We start from the raw sequence: 20,868 nt of genomic DNA, 5'->3' as shown, positions 1-20,868 counted from the left end.
GTGGTTTTAAACCCTGTAATTAGAGGAAACTAGTGCTGATCCAGCCCAAGGCTGTCGCGTAATAATTGCAACCGCTCCATATCGCCATCGCTAGCGGCTTGCTGGAGGGATTTGGTGGGCGCATGAATCAGACGGTTGGTTAGCTTATGGGCCAATTCATTCACCACCTGTTCTATATTAGCCCCTTGCTCAATGGCAGCTAAAGCTTTCGCTGTCATCTCACTGCGAACCTGCTCGGCCTGAGAGCGGTAGTCACGAATGGTTTCGACCGCCCCTTGTGCTCGGAGCCAAGTCATAAAATTCATGCTTTCTTGCTGTACTATCGATTCAGCTTGAACTGCAGCTGCCTGACGCTGCGCCATATTGTGCTGAATAATCGCTTGTAAATCATCAACACTGTATAAATAAGCATTGGACAGTTTACCAACTTCGGGTTCGATATCCCGCGGCACAGCAATATCAACAAACAGCATTGGCTGATTGCGGCGGCTTTTCAGTGCACGTTCTACCATACCTTTGCCAATAATTGGCAGTGGGCTGGCAGTGGAACTGATGATGATATCCGCATCGGCAAGGCGGGCATCTATCTCGGGTAATGTAATCACCTCAGCACCGACTTCTGTCGCCAGTGCTTGCGCACGTTCACGTGTCCGGTTGGCAATAATCATATGTTTGACTTGATGCTCGCGCAGATGGCGAGCTACCAGCTCAATAGTTTCACCGGCCCCTACTAGCAACACATTCAGCTCGGAGAGTGACTCAAAAATTTGACGCGCCAGTGTACAAGCTGCAAACGCAACCGATACTGCGCTGGCACCAATTTCAGTTTCCGTGCGAACCCGCTTAGCCACGGAGAACGATTTTTGGAACAAACGCTCCAACTCGCCTGACAGTGATTGCCCGCGCTGAGACTCCGCAAAGGCTTTTTTCACTTGCCCCAAAATTTGCGGCTCACCTAAGACCAGTGAGTCCAACCCGCTAGCAACACGCATCAAATGGCTGACTGCATCATTACCATGATGCCAATACAGACTTTTTTTCACGTCTTCCGGACTGAGCTGATGGTAGTTACATAGCCAGCTGATAAGTTGGTCGTGCAGATTTTCTTGCTGTTCTACGCTGAGATATAACTCAGTTCGGTTACACGTAGACAACACGACACCGCCCTGCACCAACGGTTGTTGGAGCAAGCTAGCAAGAGCCTGATCGATCGATTCCGGCGAAAACGTCACGCGTTCACGTAGCGATACAGGTGCGGTTTTGTGGTTAATGCCTAATGCAAGCAGTGTCATGAGAACGGCTTCGAGTAATACTGATGTTAGTATGGATTCTCGTCTGAACCGCATTCTACTTGATGCGCGGGATCAATAAAAGTCGCAGTGCATCATCCTAAGTATTATCCCAAATTATGCTCAAGAATTGATTATATGATGTACAAAATAGAACAAGATATTGACGCTCTGCCCTCAGGTCGTTAGCGTGAACAGCAATGACGCCGAATTAAGCTGCATCAAATCAAGACACATCAAAACGATTTGCTTTATTATTAAGCCGCTTCATTTAAAACGTGCCGCCGTGAAAACCCTGCGACCGATAGGATTTATACCCATATGCCTCAGTGCAAAATCAGTTTTTATCGTCTGCTTCCATTGGCTACTCTGCTGTTGGCAGCCTGTAGCACAACACCGCCAACCGGCCCGGCGACCAGCCCAACATCACCGCAATGGCGTCAACATGAGCAACAATTGCAGCAATTGAGCCAATTCCAAACCCGTGGTGCATTTGCATACCTCTCTGAAAAACAAAAAGTTTATGCACGCTTCTTTTGGCAGCAAACGGCACCTGAACGTTATCGCCTCTTGTTAACCAACCCGCTGGGCAGCACTGAGCTTGAGTTAGTCGTCCAACCCGGTGTGACCCAATTGACTGATAATCAGGGTAAACGCTATGTCAGTGATGACCCGCAAGAGATGATTCAAAAATTAACAGGCATGTCGATTCCATTGGAAAGCTTACGCCAATGGATTCTGGGGCTACCGGGTGATACCACTGATTTCGTCCTTGATGATAAATACCGCCTGAAGCAACTAACGTATAAACAAGATGGGGTGACGTGGGTTGTTGATTATCAGGAATACAACACCAAGGTGACACCGCCATTACCTAGCCGTATGGAATTGAGCCAAGGCGAGCAACGTATCAAGCTAAAAATGGATAACTGGACGGTTAAATAACATGGTTACCCATAATCAATATGTCTGGCCGTCGCCAGCAAAATTGAATTTATTTCTTTATATCACTGGGCAACGTGCCGATGGTTATCACCAATTGCAGACGTTGTTCCAGTTTCTCGACTATGGTGACGAACTGACTATCGTGCCGCGAGATGATGACCAAATTCGCTTATTAACCCCTATTGCAGGTGTAGAAAACGAACAGAACCTGATAGTACGAGCTGCACGGTTGCTGCAACACCACTCCACCCGGCAAAGCGGTCATGCGGCAAACTTGCCTCGGGGAGCCGATATCAGTATCGATAAACGCTTACCTATGGGGGGAGGATTGGGTGGCGGTTCGTCTAATGCCGCGACGGTGTTGGTCGCACTCAATACCTTGTGGCAATGCGGATTATCTGATGAAGAATTAGCCACATTGGGTTTAACCTTGGGTGCTGATGTCCCGGTATTTGTACGTGGGCATGCCGCTTTTGCCGAAGGTGTGGGTGAAAAATTGCAACCGGCGGAGCCTGAACAGAAGTGGTATTTGGTCGCACACCCCGGAGTCAGCATCCCAACCCCCATTATTTTTTCCGATCCCGAATTAAAAAGAAATACGCCAATTCGCCCGCTGGCGGCGCTTTTAAGCGCTCCGTACGCAAATGATTGCGAACCAATAGCAAGAAAACGTTTTCGCGAGGTTGAACAGGCTCTTTCATGGCTGTTAGAATACGCTCCGTCACGCCTTACCGGAACCGGCGCTTGTGTGTTTGCAGAATTCGACACTGAGTCATCGGCCCGGCAGGTGTTAAGTATTGCCCCTGAGTGGTTGCACGGTTTTGTCGCCCGTGGTGTGAATGTTTCGCCACTGCATCGTGTACGCTCTGGGAAAATTGAAAGCAGTGAGCACAGATAACGATTTACAGCGTTATGTCAGGTCGAAGTATTGGCCGCTGACCTTGGGTTCTGAAATACCTGTCTCACTTGATTGAAAGCCGGTTCATAATGCTGTTTTAGGTTTGATGTGTTTTGGCTTTAAATACCCGTATGTATATTGCAATCAGTATGTATTAATCGCCCCTGATTACTGATCTGACAATATCTTCTCTGGACGCATGCCTGAGGTTCTTCTCGTGCCTGATATGAAGCTTTTTGCTGGTAACGCCACCCCGGAACTAGCACAACGTATTGCCAACCGTTTGTACACCAGCCTTGGTGACGCCGCTGTAGGTCGTTTTAGCGACGGCGAAGTGAGCGTGCAAATCAACGAAAATGTACGCGGTGGTGATATTTTCATCATCCAGTCCACCTGCGCACCCACGAACGATAACCTGATGGAACTGGTTGTCATGGTTGATGCCCTGCGTCGCGCCTCCGCAGGACGTATTACTGCTGTTATTCCTTACTTCGGTTACGCCCGTCAGGATCGCCGTGTGCGTTCCGCTCGTGTACCTATCACTGCCAAAGTTGTTGCCGATTTCCTCTCGAGTGTTGGGGTTGACCGCGTATTGACAGTGGACCTTCATGCTGAACAGATCCAAGGCTTCTTCGATGTTCCGGTTGATAACGTATTTGGTAGCCCAATCCTGCTGGAAGATATGTTGCAGCAGAATCTGGAAAACCCAATTGTTGTCTCTCCAGATATCGGCGGCGTAGTTCGTGCCAGAGCTATCGCAAAATTGCTCAATGATACTGATATGGCGATTATCGACAAACGTCGTCCACGCGCCAACGTTTCTCAGGTGATGCATATCATCGGTGACGTTGCGGGCCGTGACTGCGTATTAGTTGACGATATGATCGATACCGGTGGCACTTTGTGTAAAGCGGCTGAAGCCTTGAAAGAACGTGGTGCCAAGCGTGTATTCGCTTATGCAACTCACCCGATCTTCTCTGGTAATGCGGTTGAAAACATCAAACATTCCGTTATTGACGAAGTGATTGTTTGTGACACTATTCCGCTGTCAGCTGAAATCAAAGCATTGAAAAATGTACGTACTCTGACACTGTCCGGCATGCTGGCTGAAGCCATCCGCCGTATCAGTAATGAAGAGTCGATCTCTGCGATGTTTGAGCATTAATCAGTATTACGTTATGAATATCCCTGCGGTGCTATGTGGCCGCAGTTAACCATCGGGTTATTTCGTGATAAGCCACTCCGTGGGGATCGCGTTAGGGTATTTGTGGCTTTTTGATACTGCGCGATGAACTGACTGAAGCAGATAAAGAAAAACCCGTTGAAGCAGATGCGACAACGGGTTTTCTACTCTTGATCGATAGGTTCGTGATCAATTGACTCTTGGCTAATAGATCGTTGAGCCGTCATTTACCCCTCCCTAACATCAGCTCACTTAAAAGCCGAGAAGATAGGTTCTCTATTGACTGTTTTAAACGTCTAAACGCTGCCATTCATCGATAGCGCTAACAAATGACTACGAGTGACGTTGATTACGGTTGCAACGTTTATCAAAGTGTTTAACCCACCAATAGCGGTCTGCCACTTCTTCACGCCCACCAATACGTGCACCGACTAACCATAACAGTGCCCCGACAAAAATACTCATCACTGCTCCGTGGGCAAAAAATTGCGGTAAACCAAGCTGGGTAACTTCTGTCAGAATAGAGTAACCTACCCCGCCGACCATTGTTACCAAACCCAGACCCATGAGCACATTACCGAGCATTGCTGCATTTTTACGTTTCATATGCCACCTCCACTTGGGCTGCCAATAAATAACCACTTAGCCATACATCTAAACTGCTTGCTTAATGCGATTATTCATGTCCACTTAATAACTAAGTATAGTCAGCCTCACCGCGAAGGTATTGCGCTTGTGATCACAACTGGCAAATATATTCCAACAAATCTTTACATTATCCAGTCATTTAGCACCAAGATTGAATTATACATTCAAGTAATTATTCACATTGTGAATCAGTTTCTGTGTAATCCATATTAAAAACCCTCAAAGGTGTTATCGACTAATGAGTCAATAACAAATAAGTTACCATCCTGGGTTTTGTTATTACGCCCATGACAGGTAAACTGTCCCACTTTAATTCCTTTAGTTATAGTGAATGACGACGTGAGCAGCATTAAATTAATCGTTGGGCTGGCAAATCCGGGCGCTGAATATGCCCAAACTCGCCATAATGCGGGAGCCTGGTATGTGGATTTATTGGCTGAACGCCATAATCAATCACTGAAAGAAGAGAGTAAATTCTTCGGTTATACCGCACGGTTAAATCTGGCAGGTCAGGATGTTCGCTTGCTGGTGCCGTCTACATTTATGAACTTAAGTGGCAAAGCGGTTTCGGCAATGGCCGGATTTTACCGCATACTGCCCGAAGAAATTCTAGTCGCCCATGATGAACTTGATATCCCACCAGGCGTAGCCAAGTTGAAATTGGGTGGGGGGAATGGTGGACATAACGGCCTGAAAGATATTCAGAGCAAACTTGGCAACAATCCCAATTTCTATCGTCTACGTATTGGTATTGGCCACCCGGGTGATAAGAGTAAAGTCACTGGTTTTGTTCTTGGTAAACCGCCAGCCAGTGAGCAAACATTAATTGACGATGCAATTGACGAATCTATTCGTTGTACTGAGGTGCTGTTGAAAGAGGGCATCACCAAAGCAATGAATCGTCTACATTCCTTTAAGGCGAGCGTATAGCCATTTTCCAATTCCCCGGCGGATAAACCTGCGCCGGGGCCTCAACTTCTGGCTTTACTCATTTTTATTACACAGTGCATTAATTCCCTGTTGCCCCTCACTGGTTAGCACAACCCCTGCAATAATGACCCTCACCCGCCCAAGAAAATGATTGCTCTTCGCATCATATTCGCCAGCAATATCCTGTAGTTCATCAGTACAAAAAAGAGATGTCCAATCCGCCGCTTTCTTCTTATTTTCGGCTAATTCATGGCTGCGTTCGAATTTATCGTTCAGGGCAGTGAATGTCAGTTGAACTCCATCAAAATCCTCATAAAGTGTATTTTTCTTGTAACCTACATATCTGACACTTTTGCCCGACTGATTCTCTATCTGTACACCATATTGATCGACTAATTGTGCAAAAGTGGGGTCACTAGACTCAATATCCGCAGTCAGAAACCGTATGCCTGCAATCCCCACCACGCCGCCAAATAGAATGACTATCAACCATTTGTAGATGCTCATTTCCATGGACATTATCCAAATTCATTATGTAAATCCTAATAACTCGTTATCGGATATTTACTGGAAAACTTCAGATGGCCAAAGCGTGATCTCGAACACAGAGTTAGAAAAATCAATTACCTATCAGCTATAGCAATAAATGCCAGCCCCACAACGTAAGAGCATGATCGAGATAAATCATCATTATGTGTATAATGGCGGCATAAATTTTGATTACATTGGCTTGTTAACCCTAACAAGTTGATTTTTAAGTTATTTAAGGTGATATAAAACATGGGATTCAAATGCGGTATTGTGGGCCTGCCTAACGTTGGTAAATCCACCCTATTCAACGCGTTGACACAAGCGGGCATCGAAGCAGCTAACTTCCCGTTCTGTACCATTGAACCCAATACGGGTGTTGTGCCAATGCCGGATCCGCGTCTGGACCAATTGGCCGAAATTGTTAAACCTCAGCGAATCTTGCCAACGACGATGGAATTTGTTGATATCGCGGGTCTGGTTAAAGGGGCATCCAAAGGTGAAGGCTTGGGTAACCAATTCCTGACCAATATTCGCGAAACAGAAGCCATCGGGCATGTGGTGCGGTGCTTTGAGAATGACAATATTATTCATGTTGCTGGCAAAGTTGATCCAGCAGATGACATTGACACCATCAATACTGAGTTGGCACTTTCTGACCTTGAAACCTGCGAACGTGCAATACACCGTGTACAGAAGAAAGCCAAAGGTGGCGATAAAGACGCAAAAGCTGAGCTGGAAGCACTGGAAAAATGTCTGCCACATTTAGAGAATGCGGGCATGCTGCGTGCGCTTGACCTGACAGCGGAAGATAAAGCGGCTATCCGTTATCTGAGCTTCCTGACGCTGAAACCCACTATGTACATTGCCAACGTCAATGAAGATGGCTTCGAGAATAACCCATATCTGGACCAAGTCCGTGCTATTGCCGCAGCGGAAGGCTCGGTGGTCGTTGCTGTCTGTGCCGCGGTGGAATCTGATATTGCTGAGTTAGAAGATGAAGATCGCGCTGAGTTTATGGCCGAATTAGGTATTGAGGAGCCTGGCCTGAACCGTGTTATCCGTGCCGGTTATGAACTGCTGAATCTGCAAACCTATTTCACCGCCGGAGTGAAAGAAGTTCGTGCTTGGACTATTCCTGTCGGCGCAACCGCACCTCAAGCTGCGGGTAAAATTCATACTGACTTTGAGAAGGGTTTCATCCGCGCACAAACTATCGCGTTTGAAGACTTCATCACCTACAAAGGTGAGCAAGGCGCGAAAGAAGCTGGGAAAATGCGTTCAGAAGGCAAAGATTACATCGTAAAAGATGGCGATGTGATGAACTTCTTATTTAACGTCTAAATAGAATTTGTTGTCTCATAAGTTCTCACTAGACCTCACAAAGAGCACAAACCCCACAAAATCCACGCGCATGCGTGGATTTTTTTTCTCTGTCTCCGATACTCTTATATTCAAGATGCCGAACTATTTGGTCACAACAATTTTATTAGCCACTTCCAATGCAACATCAATAAATACCTTTGTTGCCGCTGTCTGCCACGCCCCTCTTCGCCGCATTAATACCGCCGTTCTTCCTAATTCCCAACCTGTAACAGGGAGTGCCACCAAGTCATTATTTTGTATAGCAATCGTGGCGGGAAGCAAGGTTGAGAGTGATGTACGACGGATCACATCAAGAACAGTACTGATTTCATTCATCTCTATCTGTACCCTAGGGTGCAACCCTGCTTGAAGAAAATTGCGATCGATATGTACACGCGTGGCGAACTCCTGACTGAGAAGGATGAGTTTTTCATTGTTGAGATCTTCAAGAGTCACCTTTTTTTGCCATGCCAGAGGATGATGGTTGGCAACAATCAATGCCAGAGTTTCAGTCAGAAGGTGCTGTGATTCAATATCTTGAAAATCACCGTTATCAAAGGCAATTCCTACATCCAAGTCATTATTCAATAACAGACTTTCTATCTTCTCCTGCGACATTTCTTGGACTTGTAAATTAATATTTGGAAAGCGTGCATAAAACTCTGCCACCAGCGGCCCGATAAAATAGGCGCTAAAGGTAGGTGTGGCAGCAACACGTAGCGATCCCCGACTGAGATCCTCAACATCATGAATAGCTCGTTTCCCTTCGTCCAAAGCCCGAAATGCACGGCGCACATATTGTAAATAGACTTCCCCGGAATCCGTCAGCCGAATATTACGCCCGCTGCGATCAAATAGTTGGGTATTAAGACTTTCTTCCAGCTGCTTGATCTGCTGTGACAACGCGGGCTGTGATACATGCAGCGCGGCGGCAGCTCTTGTAAACCCTTGGTGCTCTGCGACAGCAAGAAAATAGCGAACATAGCGGACATTCATGGCAATGACTCATAAGATTTTTGAATTACACCAATTATAAATCAGTCTTTTATCTTATAGAACAAAAGGAATAATCTTCACCGCATCCTAGAGCAAGAAAGTGAACCTACCATGAAAGAGATTATTAACGGTTTCCTGAAATTCCAACGTGACGCATTTCCTGAACGTGCTGAATTATTCAAAAGTCTGGCCACGCAACAAAGTCCAAAAACACTGTTCATTTCCTGTTCAGACAGCCGCATGGTGCCAGAGCTGGTGACTCAGCGTGAACCCGGTGACCTGTTTGTGATCCGCAATGCTGGCAACATTGTCCCCTCTTACGGCCCGGAGCCCGGTGGTATATCGGCTTCGGTAGAATATGCCGTTGCGGCACTGAAAGTAACGGACATCGTGATTTGTGGTCATTCTGACTGCGGCGCGATGACCGCAATTGCCAAATGTCTCTGCTTGGACCATATGCCTGCCGTCAAGCACTGGTTGCAGTATGCGGACTCAGCAAAAGTAGTGAATGAATCTCGTGAATACAAAAATATGCACGATAAAACGATTTCCATGGTTCATGAGAATGTAGCGGCCCAACTGGTCAATATCCAAACTCACCCATCGGTACGCCTTGCTCTTGAAGAAGGCCGTCTGACAATTCATGGTTGGGTGTATGACATTGAAAGTGGTCTGATTTCTGCTTTTGATCGCGCATCTCGCCAGTTTGTTTCTCTGGCTACGAACCCGAATGTTCGTGCCGTTTCTTCCTATAACTGATTAATTTATAAAAAGAGGTATTACCGTGATTCAGTCACAAATTAACCGCAATGTTCGTCTGATATTGGCAGATCAAATTCTGAATATTAAAGCGAAAAAAGATCTATCGTTTGCCGAGATTGCTGACGAAACGGGCTTATCCGAGGCTTTCGTCACTGCTGCACTTTTAGGGCAGCATCCATTGCCAGCAGAAGTTGCACAAATTGTTGGTCGAAAACTAGAGCTCGACAGTGATGCCGTGAGACTGCTGCAAACCATTCCGGTACGTGGCAGTTTCGAAGATGGCATTCCTACCGATCCGACCATGTACCGTTTCTACGAAATGCTGCAAGTTTACAGCACCACACTCAAAGTCTTGATTCACGAAAAATTTGGTGACGGCATTATTAGCGCAATCAACTTTAAACTGGACGTGAAAAAAGTCGCTGATCCCGATGGAGGTGAGCGCGCGGTCATCACATTAGACGGAAAATACCTGCCAACTAAACCGTTTTAACTTTTATTGAAGCAAACAAGGCGGATATTGCTATTCGCCGATCTCATCAAGGAACACGATGTCCCCAAGTCATAATAACCGCCATCAACAAGACGTATTGCCAACATCTTGCAAGCTTGCGCAGCAGAAAAAAAATAACCTGATGTTGTTGGTACTGGTATTGATTGGCCTGAATATGCGCCCACTCTTAACGTCTATTAGCCCCTTACTGCCTCAGTTACAACAAGCCAGTGGCATAAGCTTCGGCGTAGCCTCATTGCTGACGACGCTCCCTATCGTGGCAATGGGTGTCATGGCTCTGGTTGGTGGCTGGCTGGGTAAATATTTCAATGAGTACAACAGTGTGGCACTCAGCTTACTGATGATTGCCCTTGGCTCTTTGTTACGCGAAAGCGCTCCGCGCAGCAGCTTATTGCTCAGTAGCGCACTACTTGGCGGTATTGGTATCGGGGTGATTCAAACGATTATGCCGACGATTATCAAACGTCTGTTTAGCCAACGTATGCCACAAGTGATTGGTTTATGGTCTGCAATGCTAATGGGCGGCGGCGGATTGGGGGCGGCCTTGACACCTTGGCTGGCGCAGCACAGTCTTCTCTGGTATCACGCATTGGCTTGGTGGGGATTGCCTGCCATCATCGCACTTGTCGGTTGGCGGGTTCAATGCAAATCACTAAATTCAGTCGCATATATCGCCCCATCTACTTCACCTGTTCGCATACATATCAACCCAAGAGCGTGGATATTAGGTTTATATTTTGGGCTCATTAACGGCGGTTATGCCAGCTTGGTTGCCTGGTTACCGCCTTACTATATGCAACTCGGTTTCAGCACTCAGTTTAGCGGCGGTTTACTGGCGTTAATGACACTCGGACAGACGCTGGGGGCATTAATTCTGCCTCTGCTGGCAAATCGTCAGGACAGAAGAGGACTATTGTTACTCACACTAGTACTACAACTGATTGGTTTCTTTGGCTTTATCTGGCTTCCACAACAGTTCGCCATACTGTGGGCTGTCGTCTGTGGTATTGGGCTTGGCGGGGCATTTCCTTTGTGCCTCGTGCTGGCTCTTGACCATTCCCCCCACAACGAGATTACCCGGCGATTGGTGTCCTTTATGCAGGGAATTGGGTTTATTATCGCCGGGCTTTCGCCGTATTTATCTGGCCTGCTACGTAGCCTCAGTGGAAACTATCTGCTCGACTGGATGTTTCATGCTGGGTGTATTATTGGGCTAATGGTGCTAACTCTGCGCTTTACTCCTTCGCACTATCCCCATGAATGGCGAACCCTGCCCTCATAAACGAAGAAAAACAGATCTGATATCAGCCACTATTATTTTACTTCCTAGTGCGCGGCTAACGAAAGTTGCCGCGCTCTAGGAAGAAAACCACTGTTACAGGCTTCTTCTCCCCTATTTTCAATTTCGTGTGTTATGAGAAGACGCCTCCTGCACCAGCTTTTGCAGCAAAAGTTCGCGTAACAAAAATTTTTTGATTTTGCCTGAAGCCGTGCGTGGTAAACGATCCACCAGCTCTAGCCGTTCAGGATATTTGTATTTGGCTACCCGTCGGTTGCGAAAAAAATCGATCATCGCTGTAAACGTTAACGGCTGGCAACCGTCACGTAATACCACATAAGCACAAGCCCGTTCGCCAAGCCTTTCGTCTGGCATCGCCACGACACCAACATCCTGTACCAGAGGGTGCAATAACAGAATCTCCTCGACCTCACGGCTACTAATGTTCTCACCGCCGCGCACGATAATATCTTTCTTGCGGCCCGTTATTTTAATGTACCCTTCCTCATCCATGCGGCAAAGATCACCGCTGTAGTACCAGCCCTCCTCGTCTAGCGCTTGAGCCGTCAATTCCGGCTCCCCCAGATACCCCATGAAAACATTGGGGCCACGTGAGGCCTCTTCGCCCTCCTCGCCATGAGAGACTGTCTGACGTGCTTTATCGACAACTTTGATTTCGACACCAGACACTGCGACCCCATCGGTGTTAACCACACGAGAGAGTGGATCATCAAGTTTAACCACAGCATGAGGTGAGCTTTCCGTCGCGCCGTAAACACTGAGTAATTTAATGCCGACGAGCAAACAGTCCCGGGTTATTTGTTTTGGGATCGTCGTACCACCGCATAAAAAGAAACGCAACGAAGAAAGGTCATACGGCTGTTGTTGCACCGTACACAGCAAATCATACACAAAAGGTGTGGCGCCCATCACGCAGGTACATTTTTCCCGTTCTAACAAGGTCAGGCACGCTTGGGGACTAAAAATATCCAGCAGGACGCTGCGAGCACCAATGATAAAAGGCGCAGTCACGCCATGCAGAAAACCGGTCGCATGCCCTAGCGGGGCGGGCATTAAGATGATATCCGTCCAATTCAAATTTAACGTCGCACAATATGCACGCTCGCTGGCAAGCACATTGTTATGAGTGAGCATCACGCCTTTAGGAACCCCTTCAGTACCAGAGGTAAACAGCACAACGGCCAGTTCATCGCCATGGACTTTAACGGGGTTTTCCAACGGAGGATAATCGCGCAATAACTGGCTCAATGAAGGCAGTGATGTTGCTGGTGCCAGTTTATCCACTGCGACCATTTGCTGAAGATAAGGAAGCTGTGAACGCAGTGGGGCAATCATTGCCACTGGGTCGACATTTTTGAACAAGGTCGGCACAAATAGAATCCGCGCCTGACTCTTATTCAGCGTCCAAATAAGCTCGGTTTCACGATAAGCAGGTAGCAGAGGGACTGCAACTGCCCCCGTTTTCAGACAGGCCAGATAGATCAGAGTGAACTCACACCAACCCGGAAGTTGAAAAGCAACCCTGTCGCCGGGCTGAATGCCACAATCTAACAGATACGAAGCCACACTTCCGGCGGCGCAATCCAGTGCAGCATAGGTATATGACGTACCTTGGTTATCAAGGACCGCTATCTTTTCGGGAGCAACTTTGACCGAATGGTGCCAATAGTCAGCGAGCGACGCATCCCCCCAGTAGCCTTGCTTCCGGTAGGCCTCCCTACGCTCATCATTAAATTTAATTGTAATAGCCATTCGCTTTATCTCACTTATTAACAGCAACTGCGCGGTGTCGTTGTAAATCTAATAGGTAGTGATGCAGGAAGATGGCCTACGAATAGGCCAAAGATGAGAGCAATTCAATGCAGGGATTAACCGAAGCGAAATTCGATACCAAAAGTACCTTGGGGATATTCCCATTTTTCGAGGATGGTATCGCCGCAGAGCACTCGGCAAGTTCCACATTCCAAACATCCGGCATAATCAAAATGAATATTGCCATCGCTGTCTTGCTTGTATAGCCCCGCAGGGCAGGCGTTAATCAACTTGCGAAACTGCGCCCTATCAGGATTATCAACTAACACAATGTGAGGATTGCTTTCATCTACACGAAATTTGTTGATACCCAGTTTGACGTCGACATTAACTGTATTTTCATTACTCATAACGCCGTTGCCCCCTTAATTCCATCTTTCAACAGATTGATTAACCCAACCTTTTTGGCCCGATTCAATATTTTAGAGCGAATGGGTTTGCTGGGGCTCCCATCGATGATGAACATGTCTGTCATGATGTCAGCGACCATCCGAGGATATTGTGTAAACATTCGCGGGTTTTCCATCATTGCAGGCATCTTGCGGAAATGATGCATATCCTGCATCACAAAACTTTGATCCAGTTTTTTCTTGTAGCCCATCAGCATGGCGGCTGAGAAATCCTGCTGCTGTTTGGCCTCAATAGCGGTCTGGGCGGCAGCCTCTGCCGAGGCAATCGCCAAATCCATACCGCGAATGGTATACCCCAGATTCAAGCAAAGCCCCGCAGCATCACCGACAATCATCACGCCATCATTGACCAGTGGTGGCACCATCGCCAATCCGCCCTCCGGTACAACATGCGCAGAATACTCCAGCAATGTGCCGCCTTGAATCAGCGGGCGAATCGCCGGATGCTGTTTAAAATCCTCCAGCATCTGTGGAACACTTTTAGTGGCATGCTCAATATCTGCCAGCCCACAGACCAATCCCAGCGAGACCGAATCTTGGTTGGTATAAAGAAACCCACCGCCCATTAAGCCATTCGAAGGGGAACCAGCAAACAACCAAGCGGCCCCTTCTCCTGCACAGAGATTGAAACGATCTTCAATTTGCGAGGGCGACAGCGCGATCACCTCTTTAACCCCGACGGCATAATGATGGGGAGACGAAGGTGGCACCATGCCAATGGAGCGGCCTAACAGCGAATTGACGCCATCGGCCAAAATAACAATGTTAGCCTCCAGCGAATCTTCGCCGGCTTGCACCCCAATAACTCGATTGCCTTCCCTGAGCAAAGCATCGACTCTGACGCCAGGAATAAATTGCACTCCGGCCTCTTCCGCCTTTTCCATTAACCACGGGTCAAATCGGTTACGCAGCACGGTATAAGAAGCTTTAAGGGGGATGTCGGGTTGCTCGCTATGGAAATCCAGCGTGACCGCACTTTCTTCCGTAAGAAACGAAATCTTTTCTTTCGTCACTTTGCGCTCAATCGGGGCCTCTTGCGCAAAGCCCGGCATGATTCTCTCCAGACTGTGTGCATAGAGGCGCCCTCCCGTCATATTTTTACTACCAGCGGTATTCCCCCGCTCAATGACCAGTACATCCAGCCCGGCTTTCGCCATCACATAGCCAGCAATACATCCTGCGACTCCCGCACCGACGACAATGGCATCGAACTTTTCTTCCGACATTGCTTTGACTCCCTATCCAGGCTTAACGGGTCAATTGCTCAATAAGGGCAGGAACCACTTTGTAAATGTCCCCAACCAAGCCGTAGTCGGCATATTTGAAAATAGGCGCGTTTTTATCTTTATTAATGGCAATAATAGTTTTCGCACCATTGCCCCCAACCATATGTTGAATCTGGCCGGAAATACCCAACGTCAGGTAAAGATCAGACTTAAGCAAGACACCGGACACCCCAATGTAACGTTCACGCTCCATCCAATGTTCACCTTCAGCGATGGGGCGCGAACACCCCATTTCGGCACCTAGCACTGTTGCCAGCTCTTGAACCATATTGAGGTCAGCTTGAGAGACCAAGCCACGCCCTACCCCGACAACACGTTTGGCCTTACTCAAATCAACACTACTCAAAGATTTGGCACGGCGTTCTTTGCACAAGATTTCCTGACGAGGAGCGACATAATTTGCTTGATGGATGGTGCAATCATGGGATTGATCTGCCGCTATGGGTTCGATGACACCGGGCGCAAGCGTCACAATAGCTATCGGCGTCATAATTTTCTCTCTACCAAATGCCAGCCCGCCATACATCCGGTGTTCAGCAAAAGTACCTTCATCGCCAACGGATAATGACGTGACATCATTGACCACCGCCGCTTCGAGTAAAACGCCTAAACGGGCCGCCAGTGCTTTACCACGCTTAGTTGCTGACATCAAAATCAATGTGGCAGGCGTTTGTTGCGCCGTTGGTTTCTCAATGAGAGAAACCAACGTTTCAGCATAATTCTCTACCCGCTGTAGCGCAGACTTCTCTGCCAAAACATAGAGCGCGTCCGCTCCCAGAGGTTTAATGGATGGAGTATTTTCACCACCCAGTACCAAGACGTTGACCTGCTCTCCCCACTGGCGAGCACCAGCTAATAATTCGGCGTAGCGATCAAGATTGTCGCTGAACACCCATACATTATTTAATTTGCTCATGATCTTTTCTCTCCGTATTGGGTTAGTTCAGTACTTTCTTCAAATGCTCGGCCAGTTCAGCAATGGAATCTGGTGAATCATTTTCAATAATGATGTGCTTGCGTTCGGCTTGTGGGGGGACTTGAATATTGGCCATCTCGGTATAAGGTTGGCTAGGTGTCCAATCAATGTCGCTCGCTTTCCAGTGTGTTACTGGTTTTTTCCCTGCACCGAGGATAGCTTTCATGGAAGGGACTTTAGGCACATTGATGTCAGAGGTGACGCAAAGTACCGCCGGAAGTGACAACTCCAACACCTCTATTTCATCTTCCAAAGTGCGTTCTATCAGGACTCGACCATCCAGCACCTGAATATTACTGACAGCATTGACAGTAGGAAGCTGCAGCATTTCACCCACCAATAACCCAACCTGCTGGGCGTACACATCACCAGAACCTTCGCCAAACAGCATCAGATCAAATCCGATTTTACTGGCCGCACTCGCCAATGCCTGAGCTGTGTCTTTAGGTAGTGCAAATTCCAGAGATGCATCTTGCAGTAAATACAGTTCATGAGGGCCACGTGACAATACATCTTTGCGTACTTTCGTATTTTCTAAATAGGGCCCTCCTGCACTGAGTGCGATGACTTGACCATCATCACCTGATAATTGCATCGCTGCTTCTACTGCATTGAGATCAAATTGGCTGATTTTAGGGTCAGCACGATCAAAATTGAGCTTATGGTCGGCAGTCACGACAATGTCTTGCTCTTCGGGGACTAACTTAAAACAGGTTATTATTTTCATCGTATTTCCTATTATCTCAAACGGATATATAAGTTTAATGAGAATATATTGATACTCTGGCAAGGAAATAACGACATGATAATATGTTTTAGTTACCAACTATCTTGCAAAAAAAACATGAGGAATATATCAGTGCGGTAATAATTTATTTTTACTTGCAGCGCCGTGAATATATAAAAATAAAATAATAGCGGTTTGTGCGCTACCACATGAAATCAAACAGGGAAAGAAATGTGTGATATTTATCAAAGATAGAATGTATGTTTAAGGAAATTCTCATTATTAGCTGTGAGAAGGAGCGAAATCCGCAGCACGATGTAAATTCAGTGTGTTAACTATGTGTCTTACAGGTCAAATCAGATGAGAGAATAACAAATAAAATGATAAATTATCGGCAAGCATTCAATTCTTTAACCATCTAATTGCTGACGTATTATCTTGCACAGCGCACAAATAATCTTGTTTTGGTATGCTAAATTCGTGGTATATCTTGTCATCAGTTGCTTGAAAATGACGGTTTCATCTCATCGTTAAATAGGGAAGTAGCCATGTATCAACGCTGTTTTGATAATAAGGCAGATGCCATTTTTGAAAATGGACTCACGCCAAAACTCTCCAGATATGTCATTAGTGATGATCCAAATTGGGAATCAGGCCATCATGTGCATGAAACCGAGACCGAACTTATTTACGTCAAAAAAGGCGTCGTCAAACTGACCATCGACTCATCTAATTATGTTGCACAAGCTGGCGATATTATTGTTATCGAACGCGGTTGCCTGCATGCTTTGGCCTCTGATACAACCTCACCCGCGACGACCTACGCCTGCGCCGTATATGGTTTCAAAATAAACGGGTTGGAAGATAATCGATTAATGCAGCCCAATTCCTACCCTGTGGTTTCAGCGGTTAAAAATAAAGATGTCATACATGAAATCAGTCTGTTATTACCTCAGCAAGAAGAGAGCCTTTCCTCCTCAGTCTATGATGCCTTTGGTTATCTTCTTACCGTTATCTTCTACGAAAACTTCAAAAGTGCCTACCGAACCAACACCGGAAATATTATCAAAGACATATTAGTAAAAGACATTCTTATTTATTTAAACAATAACTATAGAGAAAAAATAACTCTAGAACAGTTAGCGAAAAAATTTCGAGCCAGTGTGAGTTATATCTGCCATGAATTCAGTAAAGAGTATCGTATCTCACCGATAAACTATGTCATTAAGCGCCGAATAACAGAAGCTAAGTTTGCGTTAACCAATACCGAATTATGTCTAAACGAAATTTCTTTCCGCGTCGGCTACGAGAATGTCGACCATTTCACAAAATTATTTATTCGGCATGTCGGCTGCTCCCCTTCAGAATACCGAAAACAGTTCAAAAGCCATCTTAACAAAGGGGAATATATATCGGAATTTAGTGAACGCACTGAAATGTTAACCTGAGACTGGCAGCAAACCTAAATAGTCTTATATTAAGCTCAATCCGTTCACATCTGAAAATGTGAACGGATTGCTAAAAGTGACTATTTATTTTGGTAATCTTTCAAGATTTGGCGGCCAGCAATATAAATCATAATCTCATCGGTTCCGCCACCAATTCGCTCACAACGCACGTCACGCCAGAAACGGGAAACTCGCGCATCATCGGTATAGCCCAACCCTCCCATAATCTGTATCGCGTCATCAATAACTTCAAGAGCAGTGCGAGCACAATACAATTTACACAATGCTGCACTGGTTCTTAATGACTGATGCATATCAGCCTGCCATGCGACTTTCAGCACCATATTTCGCATATTTTCGATTTTTACTGCCATTAGAACCAGTTTTTCCTGAATCATCTGGTTGTGCCCAATTGGCTTACCAAATTGAATACGCTGGTTAGCATATTTTGCTGCATCTTCAAAAGCACATTCAGCAAAACCGGTACTGCGGGCAGCATTGATCAAGCGCTCCATTTCAAAGTTGTACATGACATTCAGGAAACCCATTCCCTCTTCGCCGACCATATCGCTTTCATCGACTTCGACATTATCGAGATAGACTTCGCAGGTACTCAGCATGTGCCAGCCAATTTTATGTAATGGATTGATTTTAATACCCGGCCGATTTGACTCTACCCACCAAAGTGTAAATGCCTTTTTCGGATCTTTAGGTTCAGGATCTCGCGCCAGTACCAGCATATAAGGGTATTCTTTCGCCCCGGTAATAAAAGTCTTCTGGCCGTTCAAATACACTTTGCCATTCTTGCGTGTGTAACTTGTCGTCGCACTGTTATTATCCGAACCGGCACCGGGTTCAGTCAGCGCCAGCGCATAAGCTGGATCACCCGTTGCCAATGTACTTTCTGCTGTTTTCCGCAATTGTTCCGGTGAACCAAAACGCATCATACTGTGAATACACTGGCCATTAGTAATCAGAAATGCTGGCGCACCACACTTTGAAACCTCCATGAGTGCCAGCATTTGCGTGACATAATCAGCCGGGATCCCGTTATATTCTTCTGGTACGCCTAACAGAGAAATACCATTATCCGATAACGCCCTCATAAATTCTTTAGGATAAGTTCCGGTTTGATCACAGGTTCTGAAATACTCTTCAGGGAAGTCATTAGTAATGAGTTCCCGAATACTCGCCAGCAATAACTCTTGCTCTTCGGTTAAGCTAAAGTCCATACTCTTCACTCCCCTATTTTATTTATCATCAGACAAAACAAATCCCATGACGTTATCGTAAAACATCCGTTCATCCATTAATTTCAGATCAGTGGATATTATCGGCTTGAAATCCATTTGAGATAATATATCCCTTTCTAAATCAACACCGGGGGCAATTTCAACCAAGTGTAATCCGTCTTCTTTTAAGGTAAATACCGCTCGCTCAGTGATATAACGCACATCTAAACCACGCTCTAAAGCAATTTTCCCGCTGAACGTAATTTCTGGTATTTCTTTAATGAATTTTTTAACTCGCCCTTCCTGAATTATTTTCAGCGTTCCATCACCGACCTCAGTTTTCAGGCTGCCTGCAGTTAATGTTCCGCAGAATATTATTTTTTTAGAGGTAGCGCTAATATCAATAAAACCGCCCGTCCCCATAATTTTGCCATTAAATTTATGAACGCCGACATTGCCCTGTTGATCTATTTCAGCAAAACTCAAATAACAAACATCCAACCCACCACCGTGATAAAAATCAAACTGCGAGGTCATGTCCAGAATGGCTCGGGTATTCACATTGGCACCAAAAGCAACACCTTGTGTCGTAATGCCGCCAATGGGGCCGGTTTCCACGGTTAATACAAAATCATCAGCGCAGCCTTCTTCTCTGGCAACTAGGCCAATGCCATCTGCAATACCGACCCCCACATTTCCGACAGCCCCTTTACGCATTTCAAACAGTGCACGGCGGGCAACCAGTTTGCGTTGGTTCAGTGGAATCGCCATCTTAGTGCTGTCATCCAAGACAAAATCGCCGGAAATAAAACGGTTAACCGGTGCACCACCATAGAGTTGAGTTTGTGCTGGATCGACAACCACGATATCGACCAGATAGCCGGGTATTCTGACGGATTTTGGATGAAGCGTCGCTTTTTTGACCATCTTCTGCACTTGCATCATGACAATGCCGCCATTGTTATGCACTGCCTGCGCGATAACCAAGGCATCTAGATACATCACTTCATCTTCAAAAGAAGCGTAACCTTCACTGTCACAGGTTGTGGCACGAATAAAAGCCACTGTCGGCGCTATGGCCTTATAAAAGAGATATTCCTGATTATCAATTTCGATCAGTTTAATCAGTTCTTCTTTTGTCACTTCATTCAGTTTTCCACCTTGCTGGCGTGGATCAACAAATGTGCCAATCCCAATATTAGTTAAAATACCTGGCTGGTGAGCGGCAGAGGCACGAAGAACCTGAGTCAAAACGCCTTGCGGATAGTTATAGGCGCTAATCTTATTTTGTTCAGCCAAGTCAGAAATACGTGGTGATTGTCCCCAATGGCCACAAAGTGCCCATTTAACCAACCCTTCCTGAGCCAGTGGACTAATTCCTCGTTCTGCGCGATCGCCCAATCCGGTGGGACTAATTAAAGATAAATTACGTGGCGACTGTGTATTTTTATATTGTTCTGATAGTGCTGTTATTAAAGTTGTTGCTTCCAGAATCCCACCACCTGCACCTAATACACAGAGTGTCGCTTCATCCGGAATATATTTTACTGCATCCTCCGCGGATAAAACGGGAACCCGACCATTAACTCTTTTCGGTTTATCCAGTTTCATAGGTACTC

General features: G+C 46.3%; 20 protein-coding genes. 9 read left to right on the top strand and 11 right to left on the bottom strand.

Annotated features, from left to right (window positions below; all coding sequences use genetic code 11):
• Positions 1 to 29: 29 nt before the first annotated feature.
• Positions 30 to 1,292, bottom strand: a complete 1,263-nt coding sequence (gene hemA, locus HUZ92_RS17435) for a glutamyl-tRNA reductase (protein ID WP_128450982.1) — start codon at positions 1,290 to 1,292, stop codon at positions 30 to 32.
• A 318-nt stretch (positions 1,293 to 1,610) separates the two neighbouring features.
• Between hemA and lolB the strand changes: the two genes are divergently transcribed.
• From lolB to prs, 3 genes are all read left to right on the top strand, one after another.
• Positions 1,611 to 2,234 carry a lipoprotein insertase outer membrane protein LolB gene (gene lolB / locus HUZ92_RS17430; protein WP_050098199.1) on the top strand — a complete coding sequence of 208 codons (624 nt, stop codon included), beginning with the start codon at positions 1,611 to 1,613 and terminating at the stop codon, positions 2,232 to 2,234.
• Position 2,235: 1 nt separating this feature from the next.
• Complete coding sequence (gene ispE, locus HUZ92_RS17425; RefSeq protein ID WP_050098200.1) at positions 2,236 to 3,132, top strand: 4-(cytidine 5'-diphospho)-2-C-methyl-D-erythritol kinase; 897 nt, start codon at positions 2,236 to 2,238, stop codon at positions 3,130 to 3,132.
• A 217-nt stretch (positions 3,133 to 3,349) separates the two neighbouring features.
• The gene (prs, locus tag HUZ92_RS17420) at positions 3,350 to 4,297 is read left to right on the top strand and encodes a ribose-phosphate diphosphokinase (protein ID WP_004390739.1); all 948 of its coding nucleotides are present in this window, start codon (positions 3,350 to 3,352) and stop codon (positions 4,295 to 4,297) included.
• Between the two features lie 351 nt (positions 4,298 to 4,648).
• On the opposite strand, the gene ychH is transcribed toward prs, so the two are convergent.
• Positions 4,649 to 4,921 (bottom strand): stress-induced protein YchH, encoded by a 273-nt coding sequence (gene ychH, locus HUZ92_RS17415; RefSeq protein WP_050098201.1) that lies wholly within the window; start codon positions 4,919 to 4,921, stop codon positions 4,649 to 4,651.
• Between the two features lie 381 nt (positions 4,922 to 5,302).
• On the opposite strand from ychH, the gene pth reads away from it, so the two are divergent.
• Positions 5,303 to 5,893, top strand: a complete 591-nt coding sequence (gene pth, locus HUZ92_RS17410) for an aminoacyl-tRNA hydrolase (protein WP_050098615.1) — start codon at positions 5,303 to 5,305, stop codon at positions 5,891 to 5,893.
• Between the two features lie 54 nt (positions 5,894 to 5,947).
• On the opposite strand, the gene HUZ92_RS17405 is transcribed toward pth, so the two are convergent.
• The gene (locus tag HUZ92_RS17405; RefSeq protein ID WP_050139778.1) at positions 5,948 to 6,406 is read right to left on the bottom strand and encodes a hypothetical protein; all 459 of its coding nucleotides are present in this window, start codon (positions 6,404 to 6,406) and stop codon (positions 5,948 to 5,950) included.
• 267 nt (positions 6,407 to 6,673) lie between these two features.
• On the opposite strand from HUZ92_RS17405, the gene ychF reads away from it, so the two are divergent.
• Positions 6,674 to 7,765 carry a redox-regulated ATPase YchF gene (gene ychF / locus HUZ92_RS17400; protein WP_050098202.1) on the top strand — a complete coding sequence of 364 codons (1,092 nt, stop codon included), beginning with the start codon at positions 6,674 to 6,676 and terminating at the stop codon, positions 7,763 to 7,765.
• A 123-nt stretch (positions 7,766 to 7,888) separates the two neighbouring features.
• Here the strand turns inward: ychF and cynR are convergent, their stop codons facing one another.
• Positions 7,889 to 8,782 carry a transcriptional regulator CynR gene (gene cynR / locus HUZ92_RS17395; protein ID WP_145579563.1) on the bottom strand — a complete coding sequence of 298 codons (894 nt, stop codon included), beginning with the start codon at positions 8,780 to 8,782 and terminating at the stop codon, positions 7,889 to 7,891.
• Positions 8,783 to 8,893: 111 nt separating this feature from the next.
• Here cynR and HUZ92_RS17390 point away from each other — a divergent pair, with 111 nt between their 5' ends.
• The 3 genes from HUZ92_RS17390 (at position 8,894) to HUZ92_RS17380 (ending at position 11,340) form a co-directional block, all read left to right on the top strand.
• Positions 8,894 to 9,541 carry a carbonic anhydrase gene (locus tag HUZ92_RS17390; RefSeq protein ID WP_050098204.1) on the top strand — a complete coding sequence of 216 codons (648 nt, stop codon included), beginning with the start codon at positions 8,894 to 8,896 and terminating at the stop codon, positions 9,539 to 9,541.
• A gap of 25 nt (positions 9,542 to 9,566) precedes the next feature.
• Positions 9,567 to 10,037 (top strand): cyanase, encoded by a 471-nt coding sequence (gene cynS / locus HUZ92_RS17385; RefSeq protein ID WP_050098205.1) that lies wholly within the window; start codon positions 9,567 to 9,569, stop codon positions 10,035 to 10,037.
• Between the two features lie 142 nt (positions 10,038 to 10,179).
• Entirely contained in the window at positions 10,180 to 11,340 is a 1,161-nt protein-coding gene (locus HUZ92_RS17380; protein ID WP_235896981.1) for a cyanate transporter, read from the top strand.
• Positions 11,341 to 11,457: 117 nt separating this feature from the next.
• On the opposite strand, the gene fadK is transcribed toward HUZ92_RS17380, so the two are convergent.
• The 5 genes from fadK to HUZ92_RS17355 form a co-directional block, all read right to left on the bottom strand.
• The gene (gene fadK / locus HUZ92_RS17375; protein ID WP_145579561.1) at positions 11,458 to 13,110 is read right to left on the bottom strand and encodes a medium-chain fatty-acid--CoA ligase; all 1,653 of its coding nucleotides are present in this window, start codon (positions 13,108 to 13,110) and stop codon (positions 11,458 to 11,460) included.
• Positions 13,111 to 13,226: 116 nt separating this feature from the next.
• Positions 13,227 to 13,520, bottom strand: a complete 294-nt coding sequence (locus tag HUZ92_RS17370; RefSeq protein WP_050098207.1) for a ferredoxin family protein — start codon at positions 13,518 to 13,520, stop codon at positions 13,227 to 13,229.
• On the bottom strand, positions 13,517 to 14,806 hold the full coding sequence (locus HUZ92_RS17365) for an FAD-dependent oxidoreductase (protein WP_050098208.1): 1,290 nt from the start codon (positions 14,804 to 14,806) through the stop codon (positions 13,517 to 13,519). Before HUZ92_RS17365 ends, HUZ92_RS17370 begins: the two co-directional genes overlap by 4 nt.
• Before the next feature lie 22 nt (positions 14,807 to 14,828).
• Positions 14,829 to 15,782, bottom strand: a complete 954-nt coding sequence (locus tag HUZ92_RS17360; RefSeq protein WP_050296364.1) for an electron transfer flavoprotein subunit alpha — start codon at positions 15,780 to 15,782, stop codon at positions 14,829 to 14,831.
• Positions 15,783 to 15,804: 22 nt separating this feature from the next.
• Positions 15,805 to 16,569 carry an electron transfer flavoprotein gene (locus HUZ92_RS17355; protein WP_050139545.1) on the bottom strand — a complete coding sequence of 255 codons (765 nt, stop codon included), beginning with the start codon at positions 16,567 to 16,569 and terminating at the stop codon, positions 15,805 to 15,807.
• Positions 16,570 to 17,117: 548 nt separating this feature from the next.
• On the opposite strand from HUZ92_RS17355, the gene HUZ92_RS17350 reads away from it, so the two are divergent.
• Complete coding sequence (locus tag HUZ92_RS17350) at positions 17,118 to 18,017, top strand: AraC family transcriptional regulator (RefSeq protein ID WP_050296365.1); 900 nt, start codon at positions 17,118 to 17,120, stop codon at positions 18,015 to 18,017.
• Positions 18,018 to 18,097: 80 nt separating this feature from the next.
• Here HUZ92_RS17350 and HUZ92_RS17345 read toward each other — a convergent pair whose 3' ends face one another.
• Positions 18,098 to 19,249 carry an acyl-CoA dehydrogenase gene (locus HUZ92_RS17345; RefSeq protein ID WP_050098212.1) on the bottom strand — a complete coding sequence of 384 codons (1,152 nt, stop codon included), beginning with the start codon at positions 19,247 to 19,249 and terminating at the stop codon, positions 18,098 to 18,100.
• A gap of 18 nt (positions 19,250 to 19,267) precedes the next feature.
• The gene (locus HUZ92_RS17340) at positions 19,268 to 20,860 is read right to left on the bottom strand and encodes an acyl CoA:acetate/3-ketoacid CoA transferase (protein ID WP_050098213.1); all 1,593 of its coding nucleotides are present in this window, start codon (positions 20,858 to 20,860) and stop codon (positions 19,268 to 19,270) included.
• Positions 20,861 to 20,868 lie beyond the last annotated feature (8 nt).

It is taken from the genome of Yersinia vastinensis, assembly GCF_902726565.1.
Lineage (GTDB): Bacteria > Pseudomonadota > Gammaproteobacteria > Enterobacterales > Enterobacteriaceae > Yersinia > Yersinia vastinensis.
This window is presented reverse-complemented; position numbering and strand designations above follow the sequence as displayed.